This is a genomic window from Sinomonas notoginsengisoli, from assembly GCF_021554725.1.
GTDB lineage: Bacteria > Actinomycetota > Actinomycetes > Actinomycetales > Micrococcaceae > Sinomonas > Sinomonas notoginsengisoli.
The window spans coordinates 547,594-559,573 of sequence record NZ_JAIZDP010000001.1 but is presented as its reverse complement, the minus strand read 5'-3'; the positions used below and the strand labels follow the sequence as shown (position 1 = coordinate 559,573).

Sequence of the window (11,980 nt, the reverse complement as noted above, 5' to 3'; positions counted from 1 at the left end):
GTGGACTCTCGCGCATGAGCCCTCATGACGAGCTTGCGAAGCGTCTCGGCGTCGACATCGACGCCGAGACGCTTCGTCTTGCCCTGACCCACCGTTCCTTCGCCTACGAGAACGGCGGGATCCCCACCAACGAGCGCCTCGAGTTCCTCGGAGACTCCATCCTCGGCTTCTCCGTGACCGAGCTCCTGTACCGTGAGCACCCAAGCCTGAGCGAGGGCGACCTCGCGAAGCGGCGCGCCGCCGTCGTGAGCACGCGCGCGCTCGCCGCGATTGCGCGGCGCATCGGCGTGGGCGACTTCATCTTCCTCGGCCAGGGCGAGAAGCTCACCGGCGGGAAGAACAAGTCCTCGATCCTCGCCGACACCATGGAGGCGCTCATCGGCGCCACGTTCATCTCCAATGACCTTGAGACGGCGCGGCAGTTCGTCGTCCGGCTCGTCAAGCCGCTCCTCGAGGATGCCGCTGTGCTCGGCGCGGGCACCGACTGGAAGACCCACATCCAGGAACTGGCCGCGAACCGCCAGCTCGGCACCATCCACTACGCGGTGGTCGGAGATGGGCCGGACCACGCCCGCGTGTACACGGCCACACTGCTCATCGGCGGCACCGCCTACGGGACCGGAACCGGCCACTCCAAGAAGGAGGCCGAGCAGCAGTCCGCGGCGAATGCGTGGAAGGTACTCGGCCCCGACGGCGCAGCGGGCGTTGCCGAACAGCAGAGCAGCTGAGGGGAGATGCCGGAGCTCCCCGAAGTCGAGGTGGTGCGCAGGGGTCTGGCCGCATGGGTGGTGGGCCGGCGCATCGAGTCGGCGCAGGTGGTGGATCCCCGCTCTGTTCGACGGCACGCACGCGGTGCCCAGGACTTCCGCGGACAGCTTGAGGACGCGCGGGTACTCGATGCGGTCCGCCGTGGCAAGTACCTGTGGATGCCCCTCGCGGGCCCGGAGGACGATCCGGCGGACCCCGCCTACGTACCGCATACAGCGCTCCTTGCACACCTGGGCATGAGCGGCCAGCTCCTCGTGGAGGACGCGGGCCAGCCAGATGAGAAGCACCTCAAGGTCCGTCTCCGGCTCAGCGAGGTCCGGGGGATGCCCGCCGAGCTGCGGTTCGTGGACCAGCGCATCTTCGGCGGCCTCGCCGTGGTCCCCCTCGTGGCGACGCACGACGGCGGTCCGGGCGGCCGCGCGGAATCCTCCCTCGCGCTCGTCCCGCCTGAGGTTTCCCACATTGGACGGGATCCGCTGGATCCCCTGTTCGACCCGGCCGCATTCCACTACCGTCTGCGCTCGCGCCGCACAGGCATCAAACGCGCTCTCCTCGACCAGCGCCTCGTGTCCGGGATTGGGAACATCTACGCGGACGAGGCCCTGTGGAATGCGCGCCTGCACTACGCGAGGCCAACGGACACGCTGCGGCGGCGGGAGACAGAACGCGTTGCCGAAGCCGTCCGGGACGTCATGGCCCGGGCCCTCGCCGCAGGGGGCACGAGCTTCGACTCGCTGTACGTCAATGTCAATGGAGCATCGGGGTACTTCTCCCGCTCCCTCGATGCCTACGGCCGCGTGGGCCTCGCCTGCCGTCGGTGTGCCCAGGAGGGCGCAGCGGGGCTCATTGTCCGGGAGCCCTTCATGAACCGCTCCTCGTACCGGTGCACGCGCTGCCAGCCGGTTCCGCGCAACGCCCGCTGGTAGCACGCGTTCTGTCGGCCCCCGGTGGCACAATGAGCGACACGAGAGGAGGCCCGTAGACCCTTGTACCTGAAGACCCTGACGATCCGCGGCTTCAAGTCCTTCGCCTCGGCTACGACCTTCGAGTTCGAGCCCGGGGTCACGGCTGTCGTCGGCCCCAACGGATCGGGCAAGTCGAACGTCGTCGACGCCCTCGCCTGGGTCATGGGGGAGCAGGGTGCCAAGACGCTCCGGGGCGGGAAGATGGAGGACGTCATCTTCGCCGGGACCGCGGGTCGCCCCCCGCTCGGCAGGGCCCATGTGGCCCTCACGATCGACAATGCAGACGGCGCCCTTCCGATCGAGTACTCCGAGGTCACCATCTCGCGGACCCTGTTCCGGGCGGGCGGATCCGAGTACGCCATCAACGGCAGCCCCTGCCGCCTCCTGGACATTCAGGAACTCCTCTCCGACTCCGGGCTCGGCCGCGAGATGCACGTGATCGTGGGCCAAGGGCAGCTGGACCGCGTCCTGCACGCCACCCCGGAGGACCGCCGCGGCTTCATCGAGGAGGCGGCAGGGATCCTCAAGCACCGTCGCCGCAAGGAGCGCACCGTGCGCAAGCTCGAGGCCATGCAGGCGAACCTCGCCCGGCTCAGCGACCTCACTGCGGAGCTGCGGCGCCAGCTGGGGCCTCTCGGCCGGCAGGCGCAGGTCGCGCGCCGTGCCCAGAGCATCCAGGCAGACGTCCGCGACGCCCGCGCACGCCTGCTTGCCGATGACATCGTCACACTGAGCACAGCCATGGAGCAGGAGGAGGCGGACCAGAGCGCCCTGGATGCGCGACGCATCGCAGTCCAGCGCGAGCTTGATGCCGGCCGGCGCACCCAGGCCGAGGCCGAGCGCTCCGCTGCCGCCGCAACACCATTGGTCAACGCCTCGCGCGAGACCTGGTACCGACTCTCACAGGGGCGCGAGCGGCTGAGGGCGCTCGCCTCGCTCGCCGAGGAGCGCCGTCGCCTCCTTGGATCCTCGGAGCCTCCTGCCCGCGGACGGAGCCCCGAGGCCCTCGAGCGGCAGGCGGGGGAGCTGCGGCTCGAGCTCGAGGCCGTCGACGATGCCGTCGAGCTGCGTGGCGAAGCCCTCGCCGAGGCCGAGGAGACACGGCTCACCGCCGAGGAGGCCGCCTCCGCAGCGGACCGTCGCCATACCGCGCTCCTGCGGGCACAGGCCGACCGGCGCGAGGGGCTCGCCCGTCTCGCAGGGCAGGTCGCTGCAGCGAGGAGCCGCGTCGAGTCGGCCGAGGGTGAGATAGGGCGCCTGCGCGAGACCCTCGCAGGCGCCGCCGAGCGCCAGCGTGCCGCGGAGATCGAGTACACGGTCCTCGAGTCGCAGATTGCTGGTGTGGAGTCGGGCGAGGAGGACCTCGACACCGAGTACGAGGAGGCCGCGGCCGAGCTGGCGGCCGCCGAGTCCGAGCGGGAGGTGCTCCTCGAGCGGCGGAGGAGGGCCGCCGCGGAGCGGCACGCCCAGGAGGCGCGCATTGAGGCGCTTACGGCCGGGTTCAAGGATCGTGACGGAACGGGCGCCGTCGCGGCAACCGCCTTGGGCGTGCTCGGACGGGTAGCGGAACTGATCAGCGTCAAGCCCGGCTTCGAGGCTGCTGCCGCCGCCGTGCTCGGCCCCTTTGCGGAGGGCCTCGCGATCGCTGGGACGGAGGCTGCGGCCGCGGCGCTGGCCGAGCTCAAGGCGGACGACGCCGGCCAGGCTGCCCTGCTCGTCGCCGCCCCCGATGTCCCAGGTACAGATGATTCCCCCCTTCCAGTGTCTCGGGCACAGAGTCCGCGGGGTCCCGATCCCGGGTACGTGCTCCCCGATCGAGCGCGGTGGCTCGCCGACGTCGTCGACGCGGACCCCGGCATTGCCGGTACGGTCGCCCGCTTGGTCCGGGAGGCCGCCGTCGTGCCCACCCTCGGGGAGGCGATCGACATGGTCGCCTCCCGTCCAACGCTCACAGTGACGACGCAGGACGGCGATGTGGTCACCGCTGCGGGCCTGCGCGGAGGATCCCCCGGCGCACCCTCGACGATCGAGCTCCAGGGTCTACTCGACGCGGCCCGCGAGAAGCACACGGCGGCCCAGGCGGAGTACGAGCGGTGTGGGTTCGCCCTCGCGGGTGCCCAGGAGCGCGAGCGCGAGGCGCGGGAGCGTGCGGAGGCAGCCCTGGCCGCCCTGAACGACTCGGATGCGCGCTTCGCTGCGGTGGCTGAGAAGCTCGCGGCGCTCGGCACTCAGCTGCGCGGGGCATCGGCCGAGGAAGAGCGTCACCGCGCCGCCCTCGAATCAGCTAGGGCACAGCTCGAGACCGAGCAGCTCGCCCTCGAGGCCGCGGCCGAGCGGCTCGAGCTCGCCGAGGAGGCCCCCGACTCCGAGGAACCGGACTCGGGGGACAGGGACCGGCTCCAGGCCGAGGCGGCGACGGCCCGCGCACGCGAGCTCGAGGCCAGGCTCGCTCTGCGTGCGGCGCAGGAGCAGCGCCGTGCCCTCGAGGCCCGGGTGCAGTCGCTCGAGCGCGCGGCCGAGTCCGAGCGACGTGCGGCAGAAGAAGCGCGCCGCCGGGCTGAACGCAGGGCGAGGGATGCAGCCCGGGCGAGCTCCGTTGCGGCAGCGGCGAAAACCGGTCTGGCAAGGATGGACAGGGCCGTCGACGATGCTGGTCGGGAACGGGACGAGGCGGAGGCCCGTCGCGCCGAGCTCGATGAGAGGCTCGGCGTGCTGCGCCGCCGCAACGACGAGCTCACGCGTGAGCTCGCTGATCTCAACGACGCCGCACACCGCGACGAGCTTGCTAGGGCCGAGCAGCGGCTCCGCCTCGAGTCCCTCGCCGAGCGCGCCGTGGACGAGCTGGGCGTGGCAGCGGCGGATCTGGTGCGTGAGTTCGGACCGGACCAGCCCGTCCCGGTTCCCCCCGGGGAGGATGAGGACAAGTGGGCTGCGCTCCGCGTCGAGGTGGACGACGACGGCCGGCCCCTCGCGAGGGGGAAGCCGTTTGTGCGGGCGGAGCAGGAGAAGCGCCTGAAGAAGGCCGAGCGTGACCTGGCCGCGCTCGGCAAGGTCAATCCGCTCGCCCTCGAAGAATTCGCCGCGCTCGAGGAACGGCACCAGTTCCTTGCGTCGCAGCTCGAGGACCTGCAGAAGAGCCGCAAGGACCTGCTCCAGATCATCGCCGAGGTCGACGAGCGGGTGCAGAAGGTCTTTGCGGAAGCGTTCGCGGACACAGCCGTCCAGTTCCAGCGGGTATTCGGCCGCCTCTTCCCGGGTGGTGAGGGCCGGCTCGTACTGACCGCCCCGGAGGATCTTCTGGGCACCGGCATCGAGGTCGAGGCCCGTCCCGCCGGAAAGAAGATCAGGCGGCTCTCGCTCCTCTCCGGCGGGGAACGCTCACTCACTGCCGTCGCGCTGCTCGTCGCGATCTTCAAGGCAAGGCCCTCGCCGTTCTACGTGATGGACGAGGTAGAGGCCGCCCTCGACGACACCAATCTGGGCCGGCTCATCACGATTTTCGAGGAACTGCGCGAATCCAGCCAGCTCATTGTGATCACGCACCAGAAGCGCACCATGGAGGTCGCGGACGCGCTCTACGGCGTGTCGATGCGGGGCGACGGCGTCTCGGCCGTGATCGGTCAGAAGCTCGAGCGGGTCGAGGCGTGAGGGGTGCCCACACGGCTCAGGCGCGTGGTGGGGCTGTGAGAAGCTAGGTGTCGTGACAGACCTCTCCGCCCTGCTGCCCGTCATCATCATCATTGCAATCGTGGTCCTGGTCATCGCCGGGATCGTCATCGGCCTCGTGAGTGGCCGCCGGAAGAAGATCGACTACACCGGGCCTCGCGACGCCAACGATCCGGTCATCACGTCGGACCGCCCCAGCGCCCTCGACGCCGAACAGGCCCCACCCGGTGGCGTCGGCACCCTACCGGCGCCGTCCGGGCCCGTGGGGGAGGCGCCCGAGCAGGATGTGCTCGACGAGTCTGTCATCGAGCGCGTCCCCACCGAGACACCGGCACCCGTCGCTGGTCGCCTGCAGCGCCTGCGGGAGCGGCTCGTCAAGAGCAACAACCTGTTCGGCAGGGGTCTCCTCGCCCTGCTGGCGAGCGACACGATCGACGAGAACGTGTGGGACGAGGTCGAGGAGACCCTCCTGCTCGCGGACATCGGCACTGAGCCCAGCCTCGAGCTCGTGGACACCCTGCGCGACCGCGTCAAGGTCATGGGCACGCGCAGCCCCGACGAAGTCAAGTCGATGCTCCGGGAAGAACTCGTCAAGCTCGTCGATCCGGGCATGGATCGTTCGCTGAAGGTTTCCCGCGCGGATGGCAGGCCGGCCGTCGTGCTCGTGGTCGGCGTCAACGGCGTGGGCAAGACCACGACCGTGGGCAAGCTCGCACGAGTTCTCGTCGCCGAGGACAAGGATGTGCTGCTCGGCGCTGCGGACACGTTCCGTGCCGCCGCTGCCCAGCAGCTGGCGACCTGGGGCGCGCGTGTGGGGGTCCCCACCGTGAAGTCGGACGTCGACGGCGCTGATCCTGCCTCGGTCGCCTTCGAGGCGGTCAAGGCCGGCATCGAGCAGGAGGTCGACGTCGTGATGGTGGACACCGCGGGCCGCCTCCAGAACAAGGTCGGCCTCATGGACGAGCTCGGCAAGGTCAAGCGTGTGATTGAGAAGCAGGCCGAGGTTGACGAGGTCCTCCTCGTCCTGGACGCCACGACGGGCCAGAACGGCCTCACCCAGGCGAAGGTCTTCGGCCAGGTCGTTGACATCACGGGCATCGTCCTCACGAAGCTCGACGGCACGGCCAAGGGCGGAATCGTCGTCGCGATCCAGAAGCAGCTCGGAGTACCCGTCAAGCTCGTGGGACTCGGCGAGGGCCCGGACGATCTCGCTCCCTTCGACGCCGAGGACTTCGTGGACGCGATCCTCGCCTGACACCGCTGAAGGCGCGACGGCGCTCGGGAAACCCGGCGCCCACCATCGCCACGCGGCACGGTTGAGCGGATCCTGATGGGGCTGGGCTGTGTCAGGTGTGCTTGTCCTCGCGGACGTGGAGCCGCCTCTCTGGTTCTGCCGCTGCGCGCCAAGCCCACAGCGGCACGGCGAGGAGCAGGCAGACCCCGGACACCGCGAAGGCCCAGCCGTAGCCGATCCCATCGGCCAGGGCTCCCGCAACGAGCGGTCCGAGGATGCTGCCGACGTCGGAGGCCATCTGGAAGACCGCGAGCGGCTTGCCCCCGCTGCGGTCGGAGCCGATAGTGTCGGCGACAGTGGCCTGGAGCGACGGCCCGAGGAACCCGGCCCCGAATCCTGCGGCCACCGAGAGCGCGAAGAAGACCGGCTCGGAGCCGCTGAACCCCAGGAAGGCCGTGGGAACAGCCGTGGCCACGAGCCCCAGGACCGCGACGGGCCGGCGGCCCCAGCGGTCCGCGAGCCTGCCCGAGAAGGTGAGCGCTGCGGCGGTGCCTCCGGCGTAGAGGGCGAGCGCCAGTCCTGCCGCTTGGGGGCCGGCCCCGAGCGCCGCGGTCGCGAAGAGAGGGACGAGCGCCATCCGGATGCCGAAGGCGGCCCAGCCGTTGGCGAAGTTGGAGCCGACGGCGGCCCGGTAGGGGGCCTCTCGGAGGGCCTCGGTGAGGAGCAGCGGCGGCCGCCCGGCCGCCGTCGTGCGCGCCTCGGTGACCGATCCGCGACCGAGGAGCAGCTGGACGACTGCGGCGGCGACCACCAGTGCGGCCGCATAGACAAGGAACGGCACCCGCAGGCCGAAGCCCGCCAGGAGCCCGCCGATCACGGGCCCGGCAATATTGCCCAGGAGGAACGACGCCGCGTAGACGCCGCTCACCCGGCCCCGGGCGTCTGGCGGGGCGAGCCTCACGATGAGGCCCGAGGCCGAGATCGTGAACATCGTGGACCCGATCCCGCCGAGACCCCGGACGGCGAGGAGCGTCCAGTAGTCGGGTGCGAAGGCGCATGCGGCGCTCGAAGCCGCCACAAGCAGCAGGCCGATGACGTAGACGGGCCGCTCCCCGAGCCTGTCCACCAGCGAGCCGGCGGTGGGTGCCAGCGTGAGCCGGGCGAGTGCGAAGGCGCTCACGATCACCGAGGCGGCCGTTGCTCCCACGCCGAAGCTCGTAGCCAGCTGCGGAAGCACAGGGGCCACAAGTCCGAAGCCGACCGCGATGACGAACGCCGCGGCCACGAGCACCCAGACGTCGCGGGGCACGGGCGTGCGGGGAACGGCACTCGGCATGGACCCACCCTAACGAAACACCTCTGAAACGTTCCCGTGACAGACCCTTAACGCCCGCAAGCCACTTGTAACGGCCGCGCAATGTGGCCCGCGCCTCATCGAAACACCGTTGGAGGAATCTAGTCCCATCAGGCCCAAACGCCGGCGAGCACACCGCCCGGCGCAGGGTCCGTGCAGGTCCCCGTCCTCCCCTCGAAAGGCAATGCCATGACACCCACCCTCAGCGCGGGAGACACCGCCTGGGTGCTCGCCTCGGCAGCGCTCGTGCTGCTCATGACGCCTGGGCTCGCGTTCTTCTATGGCGGCATGACGCGCGCCAAGTCCGTCCTGAACATGATGATGATGAGCTTCGGTGCCATTGCCCTCGTGGGCGTGCTCTGGGTGCTCGTCGGGTACTCGATGTCCTTCGGCTCCGACTGGTTCGGTGGGCTCGTGGGCAACGCCGACAAGTTCGCCCTCCACGGGACCCTCTCCACGGGAGACGACATGCCGCTGGCCGGGACGATTCCGGAACTGGCATTCGTCGGCTTCCAGGGCGTCTTCGCCATTATTACGGTGGCGCTCATCTCCGGCTCGATCGCGGACCGCGCCAAGTTCGGCGCCTGGATGGTCTTCGCGTTCTTCTTCGCGATCCTGGTCTACTTCCCGGTCGCGCACTGGGTGTTCGACGCCAACAAGGACGCCGACGGCAACTTCATCGGGGGCTGGCTCAACGGCCTCGGCGTGATCGACTTCGCTGGCGGCACCGCGGTCCACATCAACGCCGGCGCGGCTGGCCTTGCCCTCGCCATCATCCTCGGCAAGCGCAGCGGCTTCGGCAAGGACCCCAACCACCGCCCGCACAATCTCCCCTTCGTGATGCTCGGCGCGGGCCTGTTGTGGTTCGGGTGGTTCGGGTTCAACGCGGGCTCCGCCCTCGGGGCCAACGGCGTGGCTGCGTTCGCCTGGATCAACACGCTCGTGGCTCCCTGCGCGGCGGTACTCGGATGGCTCATCGTGGAGAAGCTTCGCGACGGCCACGCGACGTCCCTCGGTGCGGCCTCGGGCGCAGTGGCGGGGCTCGTGGCCGTCACCCCCGCGTGTGCGGCGATCTCGCCCCTGTGGGCCATCGTGCTCGGCCTCATTGCCGGCGCGGTCTGTGCTCTCGCCGTGGGCCTCAAGTACCGCTTCGGCTACGACGACTCGCTCGACGTGGTGGGGGTCCACCTCGTTGGCGGCATCGTCGGAACGCTCTTCATCGGCCTCGCGGCGGGCCCCGGCGCCCCGTCCAAGGGCCAGGGCCTCTTCTACGGCGGTGGCTTCGAGCTCCTCGGCAAGCAGGCGCTAGGCGCCGGCACGGTGCTCGTGTACTCGTTCGTCCTCTCCCTCGTGATCGGCTGGATCATCTCCAAGACGATGGGCTTCCGTGTCTCGACGGAGGCCGAAGAGGCGGGCGTCGACATCGCGCTGCACGCCGAGACGGCCTACTCGGCCGGAACGGCAGGCTCGACTGGTGCCAGCTTCCATCCGCTCGGTTCGAAAGCCCAGGCCGAGGCCGACGCATTCAATGCAGACGATCTCCTGACGAATCCCAAGGGAAAGAGGATCAACGCATGAAACTCATCACGGCGATCGTGCGCCCCGAGAAGCTCGACGTGATCCGTGAAGCCCTTGAGGCCTACGGGGTCCAGGGCATCACGGTGAGTGCGGCGAGCGGCTACGGCCAGCAGCGCGGCTACACCGAGGTCTACCGCGGCGCGGAGTACAGCGTCAACCTCCTCCCGAAGATCCGCATCGAGGTCCTCGCCACGGATGACCAGACGGATGACATCCTCGACGTGATCATCACGACGTCCAACACCGGCCAGGCCGGCGATGGCAAGGTCTGGACTGTGGACGTCCACGAGGCGATCCGGGTCAGGACAGGCGAGCGCGGGGCGGCTGCCATCTAGCGGCGTTGCACCGCCGAACGGGTAGCGAGTCGGGCGGAGAACACGACGGACGACGGCGGGCCACCCCCCGCCGTCGTCTGCTTCTGTGTGGCGGGGGCAGGGAGAGGGAGGCCGGACGAGAGCCGCGAAACATCGCGTTAACGTCGGTGTGATGAACCCTTAACTTCTCGCCACATCCCGTAACACGAGGGCAACATGCGTGGCGCCGGAAGGAAACACCGGGAAGCGATTCTTGGAAGGACTGGTCACGTCTCGTCGAAAGGCCACCCCGAAATGAACACCGGTGACACCGCCTGGGTCCTCGTCTCGGCCTCCCTCGTGCTCCTCATGTCCCCGGGCCTTGCCATCTTCTACGGGGGCATGACCCGGGTGAAGTCGATGCTGAACATGATGATGATGAGCTTCGGGGCCCTCGCCCTCGTCGGTGTCCTGTGGGTTCTCTTCGGATACTCGATCGCGTTCGGAACTGACGCGGGAGGCGGGCTCTTCGGCAACCCGTTCGAGGAGTTCGGCCTGCACAACCTGCTTGCGACCGGGGCGGACATGCCGCTCGTGGGCACCATCCCCGAGATCGTATTCGTCGGGTTCCAGGGGGTCTTCGCGACCGTCACCGTCGCGCTCGTCTCTGGCGCGATCGCCGACCGTGCCAAGTTCGGCTCGTGGATGGTGTTCGCTGGGGCCTTCGCCGTCCTCGTCTACTTCCCGGTGGCCCACTGGGTCTTCGACTCGAAGAAGGACGCGAACGGGACCTTCATCGGTGGCTGGCTCAATAATCTCGGCCTCATCGACTTCGCCGGCGGAACGGCGGTCGAGGTCCTCGCGGGCGCCGCGGGCCTCGCGCTCGCCTTGGTCCTCGGGCGCAGGGTCGGGTTCGGGAAGGACCCCGAACACCGGCCGCACAACCTCCCGCTCGTGATGCTCGGCGCCGGCCTCCTCTGGTTCGGCTGGTTCGGCTTCAACGCCGGCTCCGCCCTCGGCGCGAATGGCGAGGCCGCCTTCGCCTGGATCAACACTCTCGTGGCCCCCTGCGCCGCGGTGCTCTCATGGCTGGCGGTCGAGAGGATCCGGGATGGCCACGCCACCTCCTTCGGAGCGGCCTCCGGCGCGGTGGCCGGGCTTGTGGCCATCACCCCGTCGTGCGCCACGATCGATCCCCTGTGGTCCGTCGTCCTGGGCCTCGTGGCGGGCGCCGTGTGCGCGCTCGCGGTGGGCCTCAAATACCGTCTGGGCTTCGATGACTCGCTGGATGTGGTGGGCGTGCACCTCGTGGGCGGGATCGTCGGCACGCTCTTCATCGGCCTCGCCGCCGATCCGGCCGCACCGGTTCCCGGCCAGGGGCTGTTCTACGGCGGCGGCTTCGCCCTGCTTGGGACCCAGGCCCTCGGCTCCGTGGTCGTCCTCGCATACTCCTTCAGCGTCGCACTCGGGCTCGGTCTCGCGATCAAGGCGGTCATGGGCTTCCGGGTGGCCAGGGACGTCGAGGAGACCGGTGTCGACCTCGTGATCCACGCCGAGACCGCGTACGCCTCGCCCTCGTCTGCCACGGGCGGCGGCTTTCACCCGCAGGGCGTCCGGCACACGGTCGAGGCGCTCCTCGAGCAGCATCTCGAGAAGCTCCACTCCTCCGGCGCCCCGCGCCCCGCGGCCCATCCAGAGGGGGTGCTGGCCGGAGCGGTCTCCGCGGGTACTGTTGGCCCGTGAAGCTCATTACCGCCATCGTCCGGCCAGAGAAGCTCGACGCCATCCGTGAACAGCTCGAGTCCGAGGGCGTCCAGGGCCTGACCGTCAGCGGCGCGAGCGGCTACGGTCGCCAGCGTGGCTACGTCCAGGTGTACCGTGGCGCCGAGTACAGCGTGGACCTCATCCCCAAGATCCGGGTCGAGGTCCTCACCACGGACGAGCAGGCCGAGGAGGTCCTCGAATCCATCATCACGGCTGCTTCGACCGGCTCCCAAGGCGACGGCAAACTTTGGATTCTGGATGTCCACGACGCCGTTCGCGTCCGCACGGGAGAACGCGGCGCCTCCGCGATCTGAAGCCGAGCACCGGGGCAGGCACCCAGCGGCGGGAGCGCACGCGC

The 11,980-nt window shown here is 69.7% G+C and carries 9 protein-coding genes; 8 read left to right on the top strand and 1 reads right to left on the bottom strand.

Annotated features, from left to right (window positions below):
• The first annotated feature begins 14 nt into the window (after positions 1-14).
• From rnc to ftsY, 4 genes are read left to right on the top strand one after another with little or no spacing between them, the layout of a single operon-like run.
• Complete coding sequence (gene rnc / locus LF262_RS02535; RefSeq protein WP_235778695.1) at positions 15-728, top strand: ribonuclease III; 714 nt, start codon at positions 15-17, stop codon at positions 726-728.
• Between the two features lie 6 nt (positions 729-734).
• Entirely contained in the window at positions 735-1,694 is a 960-nt protein-coding gene (mutM, locus tag LF262_RS02530) for a bifunctional DNA-formamidopyrimidine glycosylase/DNA-(apurinic or apyrimidinic site) lyase (protein WP_235778694.1), read from the top strand.
• Between the two features lie 60 nt (positions 1,695-1,754).
• Positions 1,755-5,381: a chromosome segregation protein SMC gene (smc, locus tag LF262_RS02525; RefSeq protein WP_235778693.1), complete on the top strand. Its 3,627-nt coding sequence runs from the start codon at positions 1,755-1,757 to the stop codon at positions 5,379-5,381.
• Between the two features lie 52 nt (positions 5,382-5,433).
• Complete coding sequence (gene ftsY, locus LF262_RS02520) at positions 5,434-6,654, top strand: signal recognition particle-docking protein FtsY (RefSeq protein WP_235778692.1); 1,221 nt, start codon at positions 5,434-5,436, stop codon at positions 6,652-6,654.
• A 91-nt stretch (positions 6,655-6,745) separates the two neighbouring features.
• Here ftsY and LF262_RS02515 read toward each other — a convergent pair whose 3' ends face one another.
• Entirely contained in the window at positions 6,746-7,969 is a 1,224-nt protein-coding gene (locus LF262_RS02515; protein WP_235778691.1) for an MFS transporter, read from the bottom strand.
• A 207-nt stretch (positions 7,970-8,176) separates the two neighbouring features.
• Between LF262_RS02515 and LF262_RS02510 the strand changes: the two genes are divergently transcribed.
• The 4 genes from LF262_RS02510 (at position 8,177) to LF262_RS02495 (ending at position 11,936) form a co-directional block, all read left to right on the top strand.
• Complete coding sequence (locus LF262_RS02510) at positions 8,177-9,565, top strand: ammonium transporter (RefSeq protein ID WP_235778690.1); 1,389 nt, start codon at positions 8,177-8,179, stop codon at positions 9,563-9,565.
• Positions 9,562-9,900, top strand: coding sequence for a P-II family nitrogen regulator (locus LF262_RS02505; RefSeq protein ID WP_235778689.1), 339 nt, complete (start codon positions 9,562-9,564; stop codon positions 9,898-9,900). The genes LF262_RS02510 and LF262_RS02505 overlap by 4 nt, the downstream gene beginning before the upstream one ends.
• 273 nt (positions 9,901-10,173) lie before the next feature.
• Positions 10,174-11,601, top strand: coding sequence for an ammonium transporter (locus tag LF262_RS02500; RefSeq protein WP_235778688.1), 1,428 nt, complete (start codon positions 10,174-10,176; stop codon positions 11,599-11,601).
• The gene (locus LF262_RS02495; RefSeq protein ID WP_235778687.1) at positions 11,598-11,936 is read left to right on the top strand and encodes a P-II family nitrogen regulator; all 339 of its coding nucleotides are present in this window, start codon (positions 11,598-11,600) and stop codon (positions 11,934-11,936) included. The genes LF262_RS02500 and LF262_RS02495 overlap by 4 nt, the downstream gene beginning before the upstream one ends.
• Positions 11,937-11,980 lie beyond the last annotated feature (44 nt).